This window comes from Glycomyces rhizosphaerae, from assembly GCF_042647865.1.
GTDB classification, from domain to species: domain Bacteria; phylum Actinomycetota; class Actinomycetes; order Mycobacteriales; family Micromonosporaceae; genus Glycomyces; species Glycomyces rhizosphaerae.
Genome location: NZ_JBHRWO010000021.1, coordinates 181,444 through 200,696 on the forward strand (window position 1 = coordinate 181,444; position 19,253 = coordinate 200,696).

Genomic DNA, 19,253 nt, shown 5'->3' on the forward strand with positions numbered 1-19,253 from the left:
AGGTAGCCCACCGCCCCGACAAGTCGGCGGATGCCAGCTCCACGGGTGGTACCATCGGTGGCATGAGCCGGAAGAAAAGTACCGTCTACATCGAGGAAGCCGCCGACATGCGGCTCGAAGCCGCCGCCCGGAAACTCGGTGCCTCGAAGGCTGAACTCATCCGGCGATTCATCGACGAAGGGCTGCTCCGGACCGGTGAATCCGAGCCGCCACTGCCCCCTCTGCCGAAGTATCGCAGCGAACGACCGCTCACCGTCGAAGAGATGGACGAGGCGATCTACCAGAGCATGAAACGGCGCGCGCAGAAGCGATGATCATCGTCGCCGACACTTCGGCCGTGCTCGCGGCGTTCGATGAGCGCCAGCCGTTTCACGAAGCGGCGGAACGGATCATGGAGACCGAGTCGCTGCTCGTCTCACCGCTCGTCATGACCGAACTCGACCATCTGACGCGCCGAGAGGGCGGTTTCGACTTCGCCGTCCAGGTGGCCGAAGCCCTGCTGGTCCGGTTCGAACGCGGGCGGTACCAGCTCGCCACGATCCGCTACGAGGACTTCGCGACCGCCAACCGGCTCCGCCTGGACTACCGAGGCTTGAAGCTCGATCTGGCCGACACCGTCGGCGTGGCGCTTGCCGACCGTTACGAGACCAACCGCATTTTCACGCTGGACCAGCGCGATTTTCGGGCGATCAGACCGCTCACGGCCGGGTTCGACGCATTCGAGATCCTGCCGTTCGACTGGACCGACTAGCACGGCTCAGTCTCCGAGGACCCTTTCCAGGTACGGATTGGTGAAGCGGCGGTCCGGGTCGATCTCCTTGCGCAGAGCCAGGAAGTCGTCGAACCGCTCGTAGAGCTCGCCGAAGCGCTCGGCATCGAGGCTGTGCATTTTGCCCCAGTGCGGGCGACCATTGGCGGCGTCGAAGATCGCGGCGCAGTCCTTGAAGTACGGCTCGTGGTCGTGCCGGTGGTACTGGTGCACCGCCACATAAGCGGTGCGGCGGCCGTGCGCGGTCGACAGCCAGATGTCGTCCGCCGCCGCGAAGCGCACCTCGACCGGGAACGACACGAGGTGCCGCTCGCGCTCGACCATCGCCTTCAGCTCCTGCAGCACGCCCGGCAGCGCCTCGCGCGGCAGCGCGTACTCCATCTCGCGGAACACGACCGACCGCGGCGACGCGAAGACCTTGTGCGACACGTCCGTGTACTCTCGGGCGCTCCACACCCGCCCCGCGATCCGGTTCAGCCCCGGCACCATCCCCGGGAACCGCGCCCCGACCCGGTTGCTCGCCTCGAACAGGGTGTTCTCGGTGAAACCCTCGCTCCACCAGTACGACAGGCGGCTCGGCGCCCGGCTCGGCTCCGACATCGCATAGCGGTTGTTCCGCTTCGTCAGCGTCCGCTCGGTGTGCGGGAACCAGTAGAACTCGAAGTGGTCGTTCTCGGACACCAGCTCGTCGAGGCTCCCCAGCACCGTGTCCAGCCGTTCGGGCCGCTCGACCGCCTTGAGGCGGAACGCCGGGACGCACTGCAGCGTCACCTCCGTGATCACCCCGAGGGCCCCGAGCCCCAGCCGCGCCGCCGCGAACAACTCCGGCTGCTCGAACTCCGTACAACGTACGATCGAGCCGTCGGCGAGGACCAGCTTCAATCCCTTGACCTGCCACGCGAAACCGCGGTACCGATCCCCGGTGCCGTGCGTCCCAGTCGAGATCGCCCCCGAGATCGTCTGCCGGTCGATGTCGCCCATGTTCTCCAGCGCCAACCCGTGCGCGTCGAGAATCTCGTTCAGCCGCCACAGCGGCATCCCCGCCTCAACGGTCACCAGACCGCTCCGCTGCTCGACCGCGACCACCTGGTCGAGGCCGCCCATGTCGACCTGGACGCCGTCGGCGACCGCGATCCCGCTGAAGGAGTGCCCGGCCCCCACCGCCTTGACGCGCAGGCCGTCAGAAGCCGCCGCGGTCACAGCCGCGGCAAGCTCCTCCGCGTCCGCGGGCCTGACGATGCGGGCGGGGTCGGCGTGCTCGGTGCCGGACCAGTTCTGCCAGAGCGAGGTTCCCATGGCGGCAGCTCCCATAGCTACTCCGGTTGAAGATGAGGTGTACTTCACGGTAGCTTTCATCTAACCCCAATTGACCTGCGGAAGGGAAATCGGATGGGCTACGAGCGAGTTACAGGTGTCGATGGCCAGGGCGGGCTCGAACACCGGTTCGCCGAACTCGGCCGCGCCACCGCCGGCCTCCAGCCGCCGTTCGCGGTCGTTGACCTGGGAGCCTTCGACACCAACGCGGCCATCCTGCGCCGCAACGCCATCGGCAAACCGCTGCGTCTGGTGAGCAAATCCCTGCGGTGCCGCTCGCTCATGCGCCGCGCACTCGCCCAGCCCGGATTCAAAGGCGTCCTCGGCTTCACACTTCCTGAAGCGCTCTGGCTCGCAGAGGAATTCGAGGACATCGTCGTCGCCTACCCCACGGCCGACACCGACGCGCTGCGCGCGCTGGCCGCCGACGACGAGCTCGCCCGCCGGATCACGATCATGGTCGACTCGGTCGAGCACCTCGACTTCCTGCGACGCCATGTCGAACCGAACCCGTCCCGGCCGCTGCGGCTCTGCCTCGAACTCGACGTCTCGCTCGAACTGCTCGGCGGCCGCGTCCACATCGGCGCGCACCGCTCCCCGGTCCACAATCCCGAGCAGGCGCTCGGAATGGCCCACGAGATCGACAAGCGTCCGGGCGTCGACCTCGTCGGCATCATGGGTTACGAAGGCCAGATCGCCGGCGTTCAGGACGCCTTCTCCGCTGCGGCCCTGAAGTATCCGCTGGTGCGGCTCATGCAGCGGGTCTCGAGGGCCGAACTGGCCGAACGCCGCGCCGAGGCCGTGGCCGCCGTCCGCAGCGTCGCCGACCTGGAGTTCGTCAACGGCGGCGGCACCGGTTCGATCGTCTCGACCGCCGTCGACCCGTCCGTCACCGAGATCGCCGCCGGGTCCGGCCTGTACTCGCCCGCGCTCTTCGACGGCTACCGGTCGATCCGCCCGATCCCGGCCGCGTTCTTCGCGCTGCCGGTGGTCAGGCGCCCCCGCCCGGGCATCGTGACGGCCCTCGGCGGCGGCTGGATCGCCTCGGGCGTGCCCGGCCCCGACCGCCTCCCGAAACCGACGTTCCCGGCCGGGATGCGCTTCTCCAAGACCGAAGGCGCGGGCGAGGTCCAGACCCCGCTCAAAGGCCGCGCGGCCGACGGCCTCGCCATCGGCGACCGGGTGTGGATGCGCCACGCCAAGGCCGGGGAGCTGGCCGAACGGGTCAACAGCATCCACCTGGTCCGGGGCGGCGAGGTCGTGGACGAGGTCCCGACCTATCGGGGCGAAGGCCGTGCGTTCGCATAGAGCTGCAATGAGAAAGGGCCCGGCGGGACGTGATCGTCCCACCGGGCCCTTCTCCGTTCAAGCCTTAGTCGTCGTCGCGGCCGCCGCCTCCGCCGCCGCCGCCGCCTCCGCCGCCCTGCTCGCACAGGCCGAGGTACTCGGATATCGGGTCGCAGGCGCCGTTGCCGCCGCCCGGCGGTGTCGCGCGGGCGCAGCGCGAGTCGGTCGGATTCGCCGCGCAATAGGGACTGTCGGCGTCGATCGTGCCGTCCTCGTTCACGATGTCCTCGACGATCGGCGAACCGGAGCGCACAGGCGGGGCCCAGTCCTCCTTGTCGTAGCCCTTCGCCTCGATCGTGGCCTCCATGAACTTCTTCCAGACCGGATAGCTCAAGGTGCCACCGAAGACGTCGTCAGTGGTGCCCTCCTTGTTCAGCAAGGGCGCGGACTCGGCTGTGGCGTTGCCGACCCATGCGGCGATGCTCATCTGCGGGATCGCCCCGACGTACCAGGTGTGGGCGTTGGCGTCGTCCGGATAGTCGTCGCCGGCCTCCCAGGTGCCGGTCTTGCCGGTGTAGGCCCGGTCGATCGCGCCGGCGTCGCCGTCGATGGTCGAGCCGACGAACTGGAGGTCCTGCGCGATGCCCGCGTCGAGCGCCGGGGTCTCCTCCAGGCCGCGGATCGGCTCGACCTTCGTGCCGTCGCGCTTGTAGACCGCCTCGACGAAGTGGGTCTCGACGTGGGTGCCGTTGTTCGCGATGGTCGCGTAGACCGCGGCCATGTCCAGCACGGAGGTCGGGAACTGGCCGAAGCCGATCTCGTAGTCGAACGGGAAGCGGGGGTCGTCCAGGTCGAGCGGGGTGCGGATCGGGTTCTTGTCGTCGTCGTAGCCGTTGACCGACGCCAGCGGGTCGATGTTGCCGTTGGCGTCGGTGACGTAGCCCTCGCCGTCCTCGACGACGTTGTGCAGCGAGTACGTGATCGTGTCGTCGTCCTCGATGTAGAACCGGTAGATGTCCCCGGTCCCGGTGTTCTGCATGGTCCGCAGGCCCATCCTGATCGCGGTCTCCAGGACCGTCGTGGCCCCGTACTCCTCGGCGATCGCGTACATGGGCGTGTTGCGCGAATTGCGCACCGCATCGGTCAGGGTCATATCGGTGTTCTCGGTCCGGCCCGCGTTCGAGACGGGGTCCTCGCGGCCTTCGAACTCGCGCGGCGAGTCCGAGTTCCACCACGAGTCGATCGATGCGCCCTCCAGGATCGCCGTCGCCGCGGTCACCATCTTGAAGGTGGACGAGGGCGGGTGCGGGTTCTCCATGCCGGCCTTGTCGACGCCGAGGCCGTTGACGCCGCCGAAGTAGCCGCGAACGGCGCCGGTGCCCGGCTCGACCGCCGCGACGGCGTCGGCCATCGACTTGTTGTACTCGTAGAGCGCCGCGTTCTCGTTGCTGTCCTCGAACTCGAAGAAGCCGTCCTCGTTGACATACTCGGCTGCGGCGGCCTTGTCCGTGACCACATCGTCGTTGTCGTCGATGAGCTGGCCGTCCTCGTTCTTCTTGCGTTCGAGCTCGCCGCGGCTGGCGGTCGAGACGGCGGCGGCCTGGATGTCCTTGTCGATGGTGAGCGCCACCGTGTAACCGCCGGTGTTCTCCTCCTCGCCGTAGAACTCCGACTGCGAGAGGCCGTAGCGGCTCTCCAGCTCGTCCCAGATGTAGCCGTCGGTCGGGTTGGTGATGAAGCCGGTGGGGGTGTTGTGGCCCCACGAGCCCGGGTTCTCCAGGGCCTTCTTGGTTTCGGGCATCCCGGCGTCGAGCTGCGCCTGGACGTCCGCCAGTTGCTCGTCGCTGAGGTCCTCGGTCATGGTGAGCAGTGTCTCCATGCCGAAGGTCCAGCGGTCGAGCGGGGCGGTGCTGCCCTCCTCGGCGACCCGCGGGTCGAAGGAGCCGTCACCGGCCTTGACCTGCATGACCAGCATCATGCCCTCGGCCCAGGTGAGGTCCTGGACCTTCTTGCCGAACCAGATCTCCGCGGCGGCCTCGATGCCGTAGGTGCCGCGGCCGTAGAAGTTGAGGTTGAGGTAGTGGAGGAGGATGTCCTCCTTCGAGGTGCCCTGCTCCAACTTCATGGCCATGACGGCCTCACGGGCCTTGCGGCCGTAGGAGATGTCGCCGCGGATTTCCGTGACCATGCCCGCGTACTGCTGGCTGATGGTCGAGGCGCCCTGCGTGTCGCCGCCCTTGAGGTTGTTGACGAGCGCGCGCATGGTGCCCTTGTAGTCGACGCCCTCGTGCTCGAAGTAGTCCTTGTCCTCCAAGGCGAGCAGCGACCAGATGACCTCGTCCGGGATGTCCTCGTACTTGTCGACCAGCTTGCGGGTGTACTCGCCGTACCCGGCGACCTGGGTCTCGCCGTCCGAGTAGGTGAAAGTGGTGGACTCGCCGAACTTGAGGTCCTTCGGCGCGGGAATGTCACTGAAGAACCAAGACCCGGCCACGGTGACGGCGCCGAGCATCATCAGGCAGGCCATGATGAGCGCCGCGTAGACGCGGCGGCGGCGCTTGGACATCCGCTTCTTCTTGCGGCCCTGCTTCGCGGCCCCGGGAACGGGCTTGGGCCTGGCGGCACCGACCACCGACGCACGGCCCACGTTGCCGCCGCATCCGGCGACGGACGGTGGACCCACGGGCGGGCCGGGAGGGGGACCGGCCGGCTGGTACGGGGCGGGGTGTTGAAAATCGCTCATGCTCAACCATCCACGAGTTGTGAGGTGCCGACCCGCGGCGTGCGGCCCGCGGTCGGCTTCGGCGAGCGCTGCTGAGGAGCAGCAAGGCAGTCGCTCGCAGAACCTTGGATGTTAGCGGACCACGCCCGGTAGGCGATGAGTCCTCGGTTTCGCGGGTGAGGAAGGCCGCTTATCGACCACCTTAGACCTTCAGTGCCACACCGCAACCGGCATGCTCAGGACGAACGGGTACACACCGTTACGATCCGGGGACGATCAACCCGCGACGCCCCTCGCGGCCTGCCTTCCCGAGAACAGGCACCCGCCCAGGAACGTGCCCTCCAGCGACCGGTACCCGTGCATACCGCCACCGCCGAACCCGGCCGCCTCTCCCGCCGCGTACAGCCCCGGCAGCGGCATCCCGTCGGCCCGCAGTACCCGGCCCTCCAAGTCGGTCTGCAAGCCGCCCAAGGTCTTGCGCGTCAAGAGGTTCAGGCGAACGCCGATGAGCGGGCCGGCCTTCGGATCGAGCAGCCGGTGCGGGGTCGCGACCCGGATGAGCTTGTCCCCGCGGTAGTTCCGGGCCCCTCGCAACGCGGTGACCTGCAGGTCCTTCGTGAACTTGTTGTCCATCTCGGCGTCCCTGGCCTCGACCGCCGCGCGCACGGTCTCATACTCCAGCAGCCCTTCCCCGGTGATGCCGTTCATCTTCGCGACCAGCTCGGGCAGCGTCGCGGCGACCGCGAAGTCCGCACCATGCTTCTTGAACGCCTCCACGGGCCCGGGCGCACCGGGCAGCACCCGCTTGAGCAGCAGCTTGATGTCCTTCCCCGTCAAGTCGGGGTTCTGCTCGGACCCCGAGAGCGCGAACTCCTTCTCGAGGATCTTCTGGGTGAGGACGAACCAGGTGTACTCGTGCCCGGTGGTCATGATGTGCTTGAGCGTTCCCAGGGTGTCGAAGCCGGGGAACAGCGGCGCGGGCAGCCGCTTCCCGGTGGCGTCGAGCCACAGCGACGAGGGCCCGGGCAGAATCCGAATCCCATGGTGGGGCCAGATCGGGTCCCAGTTCTCGATGCCCTCGGTGTAGTGCCACATCCGGTCGCGGTTGATCAGGTTCGCCCCGGCGGCCTCGGCGATCCCCAGCATCCGGCCGTCCACATGGGCGGGCACCCCGGAGACGAGCCGCTTCGGCGGCGTCCCCATCCGCTCGGGCCAGTTCTGCCGCACGAGGTCGAAGTTCCCGCCGATGCCCCCGGAAGTGACGACGACAGCCTCCGCGGACAGTGCGAACTCGCCGAGCGCCTCCCTGGTGGTCGACACACCGCGGGCGGACTCGTCAGGAGAGAGCAGCGTCCCGGAAACCCCGGTCACGATCCCGTCGGTCAACGTCAGCTCATCGACCCGGTGACGGAACTTGAACTGCACCTTCCCCTCGCGTTCGGCCTCCTGCACCCGCCGCGCGAACGGCTCCACGATCCCCGGCCCCGTGCCCCAGGTGATGTGGAAGCGCGGCACCGAGTTCCCGTGCCCCTGCGCCGTATAGCCCCCGCGCTCGGCCCACCCGACCACCGGAAAGAACCGAACGCCCAAGGCGTGCAGCCAGGCCCGCTTCTCCCCAGAGGCAAAATCGACATACGCCTCGGCCCACTTGCGAGGCCACTCGTCCTCCGGCCGATCGAACCCGGCGGTCCCGACCCAGTCCTGCCACGCCAGCTCGTGCGAGTCCTTGATCCCCATCCGCCGCTGCTCGGGCGAATCCACGAGGAACAGCCCCCCGAACGACCAGAACGCCTGCCCCCCAAGCGACTGCTCGCCCTCCTGGTCGACCACCGTCACGGTCTTCCCGAGCCTGACCAACTCCGAAGCGGCGGCCAACCCGGCCAACCCCGCCCCGACCACGATGACGTCACTGTCCATCGCCCACGCCTCCCAGCAGCAGCTACAACGCCTACTGGCGCGTAGCGCAGATATACCAGTACCGCGACGACCCGTCAACTGATCGGTAGCATCCCCTGATGCGGCATCCGCCAAGCCTCGGCGAGCGCCGACGAGCGGAGGTTCTCACCGCCGCCGAAGAATTCGCAGAACTTCATGATCAGCGGGTCCCACCCGACCGGATCGACATAGTCGGTTCCAGGGATCAAGAGCCGCTCCTCAACATGCGCACGCACGACCCGCACCTCGAACGCGGTAGCCGTCTTCGCGAACTCATGGACCGCCTCGACCACGCATTCAAGCTGGATCGGACACTCCAGAACCCGAGGCGCTTCGACCAGCTCCGACGCCTGCGGAGTCAGTCCGGCCGCCCCGAACTTGTCGGCCTCGAACCGATACCCCCTGGCCACCTTGCCCTCCGGCACCGGATCGCTGCCGGTCAGCGGCGCCAGCAGATCAACCGCGCCCGCCATCTCAGCAGGCACCAGGTTCAACACGCACTCCCGCTCCCGCAACAGGTTCCCAGTCGTCTTCGACCGGTTCCCCATCCCCAACATGCAACTCTGCCCCAGCCACCACGCCGACGACATCGGAGCCACATTCGCCGACCCATCCTCATTCCGAGAACTGATCAACACCACCGGCGTCCCGAAATACAACACCTTGAGATCCGAACTCACATGCACAAAGGCCTCCACTCCAACCACTCCACCCCCAACTCAACCCGCCCGAACCCGGCCCCGCTGGCCACAAAACGACCTCGCGCTCAGCCAAGAGGGGAACGTGAAAACCTTGCGGGAACGGTAGATTGACCCAATGGCGGAGGTACCTGAGTTCGAGCTCGGTCGGACTTACGACCGCGACGAGATTGTTGAGAACTGGGGAGGCTCCCGGTACAGCGGAATCGCGCACTCCAGGAAGACACCCAACGTGATGATCTTCTCCGACCCTCCCAAGGGCCGAACCTACGGATACATCGACCACCTTGCCCTCTACGACGGTGAAGGTCCGCTCGTGCGCTACACCGGTGAAGGCCGTGTCGACGACCAAAAGATGACGCCCGGCAATGCCGCGATCCTCAACCACCACGAGGACGGGCGATCACTGCGGCTCTTCGAGGCGGTCGGGTACGTCGGGAAATCGGCTGCGCGACTCCACAGATATCTCGGCGAGTACCAGGTTGACCTGCCGACGACGCACATCATCTCGGAGGCGCCTGACGAGAACGGCAAGCTCCGGAAGGTTATCGTCTTCCAGCTTCGACCGGTCGGTCCGACAGCAGAACCATCCGTCGACTCGATGCCAGTAGTGCCCGGCATCTCCTACACCGATTTCCACTCCGTCACGGAGGTCGAACCGGTCGAGGTGATCACGAGCAAGTTGGTTGAGCTTGAGAACAACGCTGCGTCCGCAATTGTGCGCAAGGCCGTGGAGGAAACTGAGGTTCGACGTCGGGAAGCGGAACTGGTTGACAGGTTCAGGGCCTATCTGGAAGGGGAAGGCCACGAAGTCAAGCGGTGCCAAATCCCCATCCCTGGTCTCAACGCGGTATTGCTGAGTGACGTCTTCGACGTGGCCGACAAAATCCTCTACGAGGCCAAGGGTCAGGCCGACCGGAACTCGATTCGACTTGCCATCGGCCAACTCTTCGACTACCAGCGGCACATCGACCCTCAACCCGCAGCGCTGGCAATCCTTCTGCCGGAGGCCCCCAACGAGGACCTCAAGAGCCTGATTGCGTCCGTTGGTATCGAACTGGTATTCGAAGAGGACGGCCAGTTCGTCGGATGGCCTGTGAGCGCGGCATCGATGAGGACCAATGCATCAACGGACTCCAACAGGTAGGTCTCGGAGATGGTTCTCAATGGCGGTACTCCGCAGCCAGCTCAGACCAGCACCGGTTCTCTTGCAGTCGCTGATGCGAGAGGAACGACATGGCGCCGTGAGGGCCTATCGGTGTCTGATCGTGTGCCCGACCGCTAGTACCGTGTCGACCAACGGCATCACCACCATCGATCTGACTCCCGCACGGTACGCCGCTCTCACGCCGTTGGCAGGCGATGCGGAGCTCCGCGATGCGTTCGCTCAGCTCTTCCTGCTGGCACTAGGTGGGATCACGCACCAGCCAAAGCCGTGACACGAAGCGGCGTCGCACCTCGGTGACAACGCGAGACGCACCAAGGGCTGACCGATCTTGGCTGCGATGCACGCCAGTCACTCCCGAACGATTGCGAGGCAAGGCTTAGCCGAGCTTTTCCCAGATGGAGATGTGGTTCTTGCTTTCGTGGGTGAAGGGCGTGGCTTTCCAGTCTTCCCAGCGGTCGCGGAGTCGCATGCCGGCGATGCGGGCCATGAGGTCGAGTTCTGCGGGCCAGGTGTAGCGGAAGGGGATCGACTTCTGGCGGGCGGTGCCGTCGTCGTTGACGGTGATGTAGTTGGAGCTCATCTGCTGGGTCGCGCAGTCGTAGAGGTCGAAGGCGAACCTGCCTGGACCGATCGCGAACGGGACGGCTTGTTGGCCGGGCGGGAGGGTCCGGAGGTCGGGGAGGCCGGACTCGATGACGAAGCAGCCGCCGGGTTCGAGGTGGGCTGCGGCGTTCTCGAAGCAGCTGACCTGGGCGTCCTGTGTGGTGAGGTTGCCGATCGTGTTGAACACGAGGTAGACCACGCGGAAGTCGCCTTGGACGCGGGTCGCCGCGATGTCGCCGATGGTGACGTCGATGTCCTGACCGCCCGGTTTGGCGCGCAGCTGCGCGGTCATGTCGGGGGATAGGTCGATGCCGCTGACCGGGACGTCGCGGGCCGCGAGCGGCAGTGCGATTCTGCCCGTGCCGGAGGCGAATTCAAGTGCGCGACCGTCGCCGGCGAGTTCGGCCAGGACGTCGACCACCGGATCGACCTTTTCCGGCGCGAACATCTCGGACGAACTCTCGTCGTACGTGGCCGCCGATCTGCCGCTGAAGTGGTCCGTGAGCTCGATCATCATGGGATCGTAACGGCTGCAAGGGCCTGCAAACCAAGGTTTTTCGATCGGCTTCGGGGGACCCTCCCCCCCGCCCCCACCCCACCCTCATTCCGCCCACCCGCCCACCCGTTCCATGCCGACCGCCCTGTGCCGCGTACACGCTCCGCACCAGCAGTCCGTTCCGTATCGGCCTCGCTGCACTTGTTAGTTCGGGCCTGCAGCGGGGGTCGCCGGTGTTGCTACTGTTGAGTAATATTCGCTCCAGGTAATGATGCCGACGAAACCTCGGTGGTGCTCTGATGAATCTCTACTTCCGGCTATTGCTGCTGTGGCTGCGCTTGCGACGGCAGGAGCCGATGGGGCTGTGGGATACGGCTGAGACTCCTTTCCGGGTCGTGCCCACTGATCTTGATCCCTTGGGACACATGACCAACGGGAGATACTTGACGATCATGGACGTCGGTCGCATCGAACTGATGATGCGATCCGGGTTCTGGTCGAAGATGAAGGAGCAGGGCTGGTACCCGGTGGTGGCCGGGCAGACCATCACCTACCGGAAGTCGTTGCGGCCGTGGCAGTTGTTCGAGCTCCGTACCCGGGTGCTCGGCTTCGACGAGCGGTGGGGATACATCGAGCAGACCTTCTGCGTCGGCGAGACCGTGTATGCCCAGGCTTTCGTGCGGACTCGCTTCCTCAAGAAGTCCGGCGGATCGGTGGAGCACGATGAGCTGGAGAAGCTCACTGGAGGCTTTCCCTCTGAGCTGGAATTGCCCGAGTGGCTGCTGCAGTGGACTGCCGCGACCCGCGTCAACGAACCGCGGTAAGGCTCGGCCTGGCCGGTGATCCTTCTTTCTTGAATGGGTGAGTATTGAGGATTGATCTGGCGTCCGGCCCCGGGTGCTGGGGCCGGATTTGGTGTCCTCCTGCTAAGTCGCCGGCGGAAGCGCAGGCCGTGATGGAGGAGGGGAGGGCGGAGCATATTTCGGCGGAGTCGGTGGCGGCGTGGACGGATCGGGCGGCGATGGCGGCGCGATCGGGGGCGGAACCGGGAGCTCCCAGGCGGCGTGGCGGATCCGGGTGACCAGATGGTCGGCGGCGGATTCGATCTCCTCGCGGCGGAGCCGGTCGTCCAGGCGGTTCGAGGCGATGCGGGCGAGAATGAGGATGTTCAGCGCGGTCTCGCGGAGCAGGTGATTGAGCGGGATCCGCTTGCGGGCTCCGGCGAGCGCGGTTATGGATTCGGCGAGGTTCTCGAGTTCGGGTGCTGACATCGGTGCCTCCTGTTGTTGTGCAGTTGTGCCGGGGCGAATCGCCTCGTTGCGGAAAGTGTAGAGACGACCACCGACAGTTCTTCTGTTCGAGTGACGCGGGACTCAGATCGAGGAATTCGGGGTCCACGCGACTCGAGCCGACCAGTGTCGGGCGCTACGACTGGTCGGCGTTCGTCCTCGGTGGTCAGACCCGGCAGAGGATTTCGCCGTGGGGGATCATCAGCCAGGATTGCTCGTCCTGTCCCCAGGCCTTCCATGCATCCGAGATCGCTTGCAGTGCTTCAAGGGTCGCGTGGCCGCCGCTCACCGCCTGCTTCGCGAAGTCCGAATGCAGGCTTCTCGCCGACCACAGGTCGCCCCACCAGGTTCGGTCCCGCTCATTGGCGAAGGTCCACGTCGAGGAAGTCGCTTCCACCGACGGCTCTGGGAAGCCCGCCTGCAGGGCCCAGGACTTCAGCCTCCGTCCCGCGTCCGGTTCGCCGCCTCCGGCCCTGGCGACCTCCTCATAGAGGTCGAGCCAGTCGGTCAGGCCCTTCGAGTCCGGGAACCACGTGAAAGCCCGGTAGTCGCTGTCCCGCGCCGCGACCACGCCGCCCGGCTTGGTCACGCGCCGCATCTCTCTCAGTGCCTGGACCGGGTCTCCCACGTGCTGGAGCACCTGATGGGCGTGCGCCACATCGAAACTGTCGTCCGCGAATTCCAGATTGTGGATATCGGCCACGGTGAACGCGATGTTGGTGAGGCCTCGGGATTCGGCCTCCTTCGCGGCCTGTTCCACGATGGCCGGCGCGTAGTCGACCGCCGTGACGTGGCCGTCCGGAACGAGGGCGGCGAAGTCCGCCGAGATGGTGCCCGGGCCGCAGCCGATGTCGAGGATCGTGCTGTCCGCCCGCAGTTCCGGCAGCAGGTACGCCGCCGAGTTCTCCGCCGTTCGCCAAGTGTGGGAACGCAGGACCGATTCGTGGTGACCGTGGATGTAGGTCGCAGTCTCTTTCTTCATGGGGAAGACCGTAACCCAGGCGTTCCAGTCAGTGGGAGAAAAAATCCAATATGTGGTCACCACTGTCGACGGTTCGCGAGCCAGTCGGCCGCTGCCAGACCCGACCAGCGCATCATGCCGTCGATCGCGGGGGAGATCAGGTTCTCGGGGCGGTCCGACCAGCCGTGCAGGAGGCCTCCGGTCATGGCCGCGAGCATGGTGTCGAGCTCGTCGCCGGTGACTCCGACGGCGGTGGGGTGGTTCCAGAAGAGGCTGTCGGCATCGTGTCCGTCGCCGTGAACGGTCAGCAGCATGAGGGTCGTGTCCACCCAAGGGGCCATGTATCGCGGTGAGGTCCAGTCGCAGATCCAGGCGCGGCCGTCCCCGATGAGCATGTTGTCGGGGCGGAGGTCGGTGTGCGAGATCCGATCGGCGGCGATCACGGCGTCGACCGGGGCTTCGAGCGCTGCGAGTTCGTCGATGCGGCCTTGGAGTCTGGGCGGCAGGGCGAAGGACGGCCGTTCACCTGAAGCGACAGCGTTGAAGAGGCGCAGACTCCGACCGGTCTTCACGCCGACGCCCAGTTCGACCAGCGCATTCGGGGGCGGGTCGAGGGCGTCGGCCGCTTCGGCCCACGTGTCGAGGAGCTGCCGCACCGTTTCCGGCGTCATGGGCAGGGTGACGGCGTCGCCTTGCACCGCTTCGAATCCGGTGACCGTCCAGTCCTCGACGTCATCGGCGAAGACGACCGCGGGCGCGGGCACGGCCGGTGGCAGTGCGGCGTTGTAGCGGGCTTCCTGCCGGTACATGGCCTGCACCTGCGGGGTCTGCGGACCGGCCGCCTTGATGAAGAGTTCGGCTCCGGAGTCGGAGTGGAGGCGGGCGGCGAAGCCTCTCGTGAAGCCGCCGCCCGCGAGCCGGACGCTTGCGGGCCTGCCGCCGAGGGCTTGCTCGATGTGCTCGCGGACCGGGGCCGGCAGTGTGGCGTAGTCCGGTCGTATCGCGGTGGCGTCCAGCGCGGTCGGCGGGCCTGCGTCGGTCACGTCCAGCCTCGGCGTCGGGCGAGCCAGTCGGCGGCGGCCAGGCCGCTCCAGCGCTGGTGGGCGCGGAGGTGGGGGGACACGTCCGGGATAGGCGGTTCAACGGACCGGGACAGGTAGTAGCCGACGATCGCGGCCAGGCCCGTGTCGAGGTCTTCAGGGCTGACGCCTTCAGCGGTCGAGTGCCTCCAGAAGAGGGCGTCGGCGTCATGGCCGTCGCCATGGGCCGCAACGAGGAAGCACGCGGTGTCGAACCAGGGTGCGTGCACCTGGACCCAGTTCCAGTCGCAGATCCAGGCGCGATCGGCGCTCACGATCATGTTGTCGGGACGGAGATCGAAGTGCATGACGGCGTCGGCGGTCATGGCTTCGTCGATGCGGCTCTCGATTTCGGCCAGTTCATCGATGCGGTCCTTGAAAGCTGGAGGAACCGGGAACGGGTCCGCCTCGCCCGCGGCGACTCGAGCGAAGAGGCGCAGGTTTTCATCGATGGGGACGGCACTCACCCCGAGGTCGAGCAGCTGCTGCGGGGCCGGGGTGAGAGCGGCGGCGGCCGCGGCCCAGGCGTCGAGCATGAGGTCGAGGTCGTGGGCGCTCATGGGGAGGGTCGGGGCGCGGCCCTCGACCGCTTCGAAGCCGAGGACGATCCAGTCCTCGAAGTCGGCGGCGAATTCGAGGCGCGGGGCCGGGACGCCTTGGGGGAGGGCGGGATTGACGCGGGCCTCTTGGCGGTAGGCGTTGAGCGCGAAGGGCTTGTCGCTGCCCGTGGCCTTGACGAAGAGCTCGGCCCCGGAGTCGGCGCGGACGCGGGCGGCGAAGCCGCCGCTGAAACCGCCGCCGGCCATGCGGATCTCGGCGGGCTCGCCGCCGAGCTCAGTGATGATCCGCTCCTGGACGTACGGGGGGAGGGTCGCCCAGGTGTCGCGGACGGCTGTGGCGTCGTAGGGGACCGTGGGTCCGAATCGGGACATGGGTTCGAGTGTGGAGGCGAAGTGCGAGGGGCGCAATCGGTTTAGGGACGCAAGCGGCCCTCGCTGCCGTGGTGGGGACGGCGGCGAGGGCCGGGTTTCATTCTAGGCGCTCGCGAGCAAAGAGGGAATCACCACCGGCAGTACATAGCAGCCGATGTCGCCCACGGCGCTGTACGTGAGGGCCCAGTTCGCCGTCTGCGCGTCACGGCACAGCACTACGAACGCCACCATGCAGCTGAGCGTCCGCTGCGCGTCGGTCATGAACTGGAGCCACGATTCGGCCTGCGCGGGGTCCTGGTGCAGCACCGCGTCGAACAGGAGGGCGACGACGCGTTCGCCGTCCTTGGAGTAGGCCGCCGCGACGCAGACGCGGAGCCGGCCCGGCTGCTCGGGCAGGGTGATCGTTCTTCGGGTGACGCTGATGTCGTCGTAGTCGGGGAGGTCGGGTCCGTCGGTCCAGTTGTACAGATCGGTCGCGAATTCGGGGCGGGTCTCCATCAACATGGCGAGGAGTTCGTTGTACTCGATAGACATTCGAGTTCCTAACTTCCGCGTGGGGTCACAAAAGGTGGGTTGTAGGAACAACGAGGACACGCTTTGCCGGTTACGGGTAGAAGGCGCGACTTGTCGAGGCCGCTTGCAGATGCAGGAGAACGGCATTCGCATGCAGAAGGGGCGCAGCGGGATCGTCCCGCTGCGCCCCTTCAGGGTCGTTCGCCGTCCTTACAGGCCCAGCTGGTGTTCGAAGTTCCCCTCTTCGATGCGCTTGGTGACCGCTTCGAGGTAGCGGGCGGCGTCGGCGCCGTCGATGAGGCGGTGGTCGTAGCTCAGCGTCAGGTGCATGACCGAACGCACCGCGATGACCTCGCCCAGCTCAGGGTCGTTGATCACGCGGGGACGCTTGACGATCGCGGCGGTGCCGAGGATCGCGGACTGTCCGAGCGGGACGATCGGCGTGTCGAACAGCGCGCCGACAGAACCGGTGTTGGTGATGGTGAACGTGGCGCCGAACAGGTCGTCGGGCGCCAGGCCGCCGTCGCGGGCCTTCTTGGCGATCTCGGCGATCCGCTTGGCCAGGCCCGGGATGTTCAGGTCGCCGGCGTTCTTGACGACCGGGACGATGAGGCCCTTCGGCGTGTCCACCGCGAAGCCCACGTGCTCGGCCTCGGGGTAGGTGATCGTCTTCTCCTCCATGTTCATGGAGGCGTTGACGATCGGGTACTGCTGCAGTGCCTCGATCGCGGCGATCGAGAAGAACGGCAGGAAGGAGAGCTTCACGCCGTGGCGGGAGAGGAACTCGTCCTTCTTGGCCGCGCGGAGCTTCGCCACCTTCGTGACGTCCACTTCGCGCACCGTCGTCAGCTGCGCCGTGGACTGCATCGAGTTGAGCAGCGCCTTGGCAGCGGCCTGACGCAGGCGGCTCATCTTCTCGGTGCGACCGCGCAGCGGGCTGACCTCGGCCGGGGCCGGAGCAGCCTTGGCAGGCGCGGCGGCCGCCGGAGCGGGCTCCGGGGCCTTCTTGGCGTCGATGACGGCCTGGACGTCCTCCTTGCGGATACGTCCGCCCACACCGGAACCGGTGACCTCGGCGAGGTCCACACCGTTCTCCGAGGCGAGCTTGCGCACCAGCGGCGTCACGTACGAACCCGAAGGCTTCGACGCCGGAGCGGCAGGCGCCGCAACCGGAGCCGGAGCGGACTCGACCTTGGCCGGGGCCGGAGCCGTCGGCGTCGAAGCGGCCGGAGCCGAAACGGCGGGCTCAGGCTCGGACTTGACAGTCGGCGTCGGCTCGGCGGCAGGCGCCGGAGCCGCAGCGGCGGTGGAACCGGAGCCGATGATCGCGAGCACGGAACCGACCTCAGTGGTCTCGTCCTCGGCGACCCGGATCTCCAGCAGCGTCCCCGCGGCGGGGGACGGGATCTCCGTGTCGACCTTGTCAGTCGAGATCTCCAGCAGCGGCTCGTCCACCTCGACGGTGTCGCCCACGGCCTTCAGCCAAGTCGTCACCGTGCCCTCGGTGACCGATTCGCCCAGCTCGGGGAGCAGGACCTCGGTCCCCTCGGCAGCACCCGCAGCGGGAGCGGCCGGGGCGGCCGGAGCCTCAGCGGCCGGAGCCGCGGCGACCGGGGCCGGAGCGGCCTCCGGCCCAGGCGTCGGCAGCGGCTCCTGGGAAGGCGCCGGAGCCGAAGGAGCGGCACCGGCCTCGGACGGGTCGCCGATGATCGCCAGCTCGCCGCCGACCTCGACGTCCGTGTCCTCAGGGACCACGATCTTCAGCAGCACACCCGCGACCGGCGAAGGCACCTCGGTGTCGACCTTGTCAGTCGACACTTCGAGGAGCGGCTCGTCGACCTCGACGGTGTCGCCTTCCTTCTTGAGCCACTGGGTGACAGTCCCCTCGGTGACCGACTCACCGAGAGCGGGCATCGTTACCGATGTCGGCATCGTTCGTTCAACTCCTGCGGTTGTGGATTAGTCGTGGGCGTGCAGCGGCTTGCCGGCCAGCAGCATCGCCGCTTCGCCGATCGCCTCGTTCTGGGTGGGGTGCATGTGGATGAGGTTCGCGACGTCGGTCGCGTACGCCTCCCAGTTGTAAATCAGCTCCGCCTCGCCGATCTGCTCGGAGATGCGGGCGCCGACCATGTGGACGCCCACGATCGGGCCGTCCTCGACCGCGACGAGCTTGATGAAGCCCTGGGTCTTGAGGATGTTCGACTTGCCGTTCCCGGCCAGGTTGTAGTTGACCGACTTGATCTTGTCGGCCCCGTACTTCTCCTTCGCCTTGTCCTCGTTGAGGCCCATGGAGGCCACCTCGGGCTCGGTGAAGGTCACGCGCGGGATGCCGGTCTCGTCGATCGGGGCCGGGTTCAGGCCCGCGATGTGCTCGGCCACGAAGATGCCCTGGAGGAAACCGCGGTGCGCGAGCTGGATGCCGGGGACGATGTCGCCGACGGCGTACACGCCCGGGACGCTCGTCTGGAGGTTCTCGTTGACCGGGACGAAGCCCCGGTCGAGGGTGATGCCCTGCTCCTCGTAGCCGATGCCGGCGGTGACGGGGCCGCGGCCGACGGCCACGAGCACGACGTCGCCCTCGACGACGGTGCCGCCCTGGATCGTGACCTGCACGCCCGTGGCGGTCTTCTCGACCTTCTCGAAGAACTTGCCGGTGTGGAACTTGATGCCGCGCTTGCGGAACGCGCGCTCCAGCTGCTTCGAGGAGTCGGCGTCCTCGGCCGCGATGAGGCGGGGGAGGCCTTCGATGATCTCGACCTCGACGCCCAGGGACTTCCAGGCGGAGGCGAACTCGACGCCGATGACGCCGCCGCCGATGACGATGGCCTTGTTCGGCAGCTCGGTGAGCTCGAGCGCGTGCTCGGAGGCGATGATCTTCTCGCCGTCGATCTCAAGCCCGGGAAGGGTCTTGGAGTACGAGCCGGTGGCGAGGACGACGTTCTTGCCCGTCACGGTCTGGCCGTTGTCGACCTGGACGGTGTTCGGGCCGACGAGCTTGCCGGTGCCCTGGATGAACTCGACCTTGTGGGCCTTGACCAGGCCCTGCAGGCCCTTGTACAACTTCGACACGACGTCGTCCTTGTACTTCTTCACGGCCGGCATGTCGACGCCCTTGAACTCGGCCAGGATGCCGAACTGCTCGGACTCGCGGGCGGTGTCGGCGACCTCGCCGGCGTGGAGCAGCGCCTTGGTGGGGATGCAGCCACGGTGCAGACAGGTGCCGCCGACCTTGTCCTTCTCGATCAGGGCCACGGTCAGCCCCAGCTCAGCCGCGCGGAACGCGCTGGCATAGCCGCCGCTGCCGCCGCCCAGGATGACGACGTCGTATCCTGCGTTCGGGTCGCTCATTGCTCTCCCCACATAACTCTGCAAATTTACGGCTTGCAAGCGTCGCCGTGTGTGCTTAGGTTCGGAGCCCATCCTTCCACCGGCGGCGACTCGTGATCGTCCAGACCCGGCGGTTGGAGTGTGCAACACCATTCAACCG

Annotated in this window: 17 protein-coding genes; 5 read left to right on the plus strand and 12 right to left on the minus strand. The window is 67.1% G+C overall.

Going from position 1 to position 19,253, the window contains the following annotated elements; translation table 11 throughout:
• Nucleotides 1–62 precede the first annotated feature (62 nt).
• Complete coding sequence (locus ACFO8M_RS21155) at nucleotides 63–314, plus strand: ribbon-helix-helix protein, CopG family (RefSeq protein ID WP_387979251.1); 252 nt, start codon at nucleotides 63–65, stop codon at nucleotides 312–314.
• The gene (locus ACFO8M_RS21160) at nucleotides 311–751 is read left to right on the plus strand and encodes a type II toxin-antitoxin system VapC family toxin (RefSeq protein ID WP_387979253.1); all 441 of its coding nucleotides are present in this window, start codon (nucleotides 311–313) and stop codon (nucleotides 749–751) included. The genes ACFO8M_RS21155 and ACFO8M_RS21160 overlap by 4 nt, the downstream gene beginning before the upstream one ends.
• 6 nt (nucleotides 752–757) lie before the next feature.
• Here the strand turns inward: ACFO8M_RS21160 and ACFO8M_RS21165 are convergent, their stop codons facing one another.
• Entirely contained in the window at nucleotides 758–2,065 is a 1,308-nt protein-coding gene (locus ACFO8M_RS21165; RefSeq protein ID WP_387979255.1) for a D-arabinono-1,4-lactone oxidase, read from the minus strand.
• A 93-nt stretch (nucleotides 2,066–2,158) separates the two neighbouring features.
• Between ACFO8M_RS21165 and ACFO8M_RS21170 the strand changes: the two genes are divergently transcribed.
• Nucleotides 2,159–3,391 (plus strand): amino acid deaminase/aldolase, encoded by a 1,233-nt coding sequence (locus ACFO8M_RS21170; protein ID WP_387979257.1) that lies wholly within the window; start codon nucleotides 2,159–2,161, stop codon nucleotides 3,389–3,391.
• Nucleotides 3,392–3,455: 64 nt separating this feature from the next.
• On the opposite strand, the gene ACFO8M_RS21175 is transcribed toward ACFO8M_RS21170, so the two are convergent.
• From ACFO8M_RS21175 to ACFO8M_RS21185, 3 genes are all read right to left on the minus strand, one after another.
• Complete coding sequence (locus ACFO8M_RS21175) at nucleotides 3,456–6,113, minus strand: transglycosylase domain-containing protein (protein WP_387979259.1); 2,658 nt, start codon at nucleotides 6,111–6,113, stop codon at nucleotides 3,456–3,458.
• A 255-nt stretch (nucleotides 6,114–6,368) separates the two neighbouring features.
• Nucleotides 6,369–8,009: an FAD-binding dehydrogenase gene (locus ACFO8M_RS21180; protein WP_387979261.1), complete on the minus strand. Its 1,641-nt coding sequence runs from the start codon at nucleotides 8,007–8,009 to the stop codon at nucleotides 6,369–6,371.
• A 74-nt stretch (nucleotides 8,010–8,083) separates the two neighbouring features.
• On the minus strand, nucleotides 8,084–8,713 hold the full coding sequence (locus ACFO8M_RS21185; RefSeq protein WP_387980771.1) for a flavin reductase family protein: 630 nt from the start codon (nucleotides 8,711–8,713) through the stop codon (nucleotides 8,084–8,086).
• A gap of 130 nt (nucleotides 8,714–8,843) precedes the next feature.
• Here ACFO8M_RS21185 and ACFO8M_RS21190 point away from each other — a divergent pair, with 130 nt between their 5' ends.
• A complete protein-coding gene (locus ACFO8M_RS21190) occupies nucleotides 8,844–9,872 on the plus strand; it encodes a hypothetical protein (protein WP_387979263.1) in 1,029 nt (342 codons plus the stop codon).
• A gap of 397 nt (nucleotides 9,873–10,269) precedes the next feature.
• On the opposite strand, the gene ACFO8M_RS21195 is transcribed toward ACFO8M_RS21190, so the two are convergent.
• On the minus strand, nucleotides 10,270–11,010 hold the full coding sequence (locus ACFO8M_RS21195) for a class I SAM-dependent DNA methyltransferase (protein ID WP_387979265.1): 741 nt from the start codon (nucleotides 11,008–11,010) through the stop codon (nucleotides 10,270–10,272).
• A gap of 281 nt (nucleotides 11,011–11,291) precedes the next feature.
• Between ACFO8M_RS21195 and ACFO8M_RS21200 the strand changes: the two genes are divergently transcribed.
• Complete coding sequence (locus ACFO8M_RS21200) at nucleotides 11,292–11,816, plus strand: acyl-CoA thioesterase (RefSeq protein ID WP_387979267.1); 525 nt, start codon at nucleotides 11,292–11,294, stop codon at nucleotides 11,814–11,816.
• A gap of 102 nt (nucleotides 11,817–11,918) precedes the next feature.
• Here the strand turns inward: ACFO8M_RS21200 and ACFO8M_RS21205 are convergent, their stop codons facing one another.
• The 7 genes from ACFO8M_RS21205 to lpdA all read right to left on the minus strand — a co-directional run bounded on the left by ACFO8M_RS21205 (nucleotide 11,919) and on the right by lpdA (nucleotide 19,114).
• Complete coding sequence (locus ACFO8M_RS21205) at nucleotides 11,919–12,263, minus strand: hypothetical protein (RefSeq protein WP_387979269.1); 345 nt, start codon at nucleotides 12,261–12,263, stop codon at nucleotides 11,919–11,921.
• Nucleotides 12,264–12,447: 184 nt separating this feature from the next.
• Nucleotides 12,448–13,263, minus strand: a complete 816-nt coding sequence (locus ACFO8M_RS21210) for a class I SAM-dependent methyltransferase (RefSeq protein ID WP_387979271.1) — start codon at nucleotides 13,261–13,263, stop codon at nucleotides 12,448–12,450.
• Between the two features lie 56 nt (nucleotides 13,264–13,319).
• Entirely contained in the window at nucleotides 13,320–14,285 is a 966-nt protein-coding gene (locus ACFO8M_RS21215) for a phosphotransferase (RefSeq protein WP_387979273.1), read from the minus strand.
• Complete coding sequence (locus ACFO8M_RS21220) at nucleotides 14,282–15,253, minus strand: phosphotransferase family protein (RefSeq protein WP_387979275.1); 972 nt, start codon at nucleotides 15,251–15,253, stop codon at nucleotides 14,282–14,284. The genes ACFO8M_RS21215 and ACFO8M_RS21220 overlap by 4 nt, the downstream gene beginning before the upstream one ends.
• Before the next feature lie 102 nt (nucleotides 15,254–15,355).
• Entirely contained in the window at nucleotides 15,356–15,787 is a 432-nt protein-coding gene (locus ACFO8M_RS21225; protein WP_387979277.1) for a hypothetical protein, read from the minus strand.
• Nucleotides 15,788–15,976: 189 nt separating this feature from the next.
• Nucleotides 15,977–17,698, minus strand: a complete 1,722-nt coding sequence (gene sucB / locus ACFO8M_RS21230) for a 2-oxoglutarate dehydrogenase, E2 component, dihydrolipoamide succinyltransferase (protein ID WP_387979279.1) — start codon at nucleotides 17,696–17,698, stop codon at nucleotides 15,977–15,979.
• Nucleotides 17,699–17,725: 27 nt separating this feature from the next.
• Nucleotides 17,726–19,114, minus strand: coding sequence for a dihydrolipoyl dehydrogenase (gene lpdA, locus ACFO8M_RS21235; RefSeq protein WP_387979281.1), 1,389 nt, complete (start codon nucleotides 19,112–19,114; stop codon nucleotides 17,726–17,728).
• Nucleotides 19,115–19,253 lie beyond the last annotated feature (139 nt).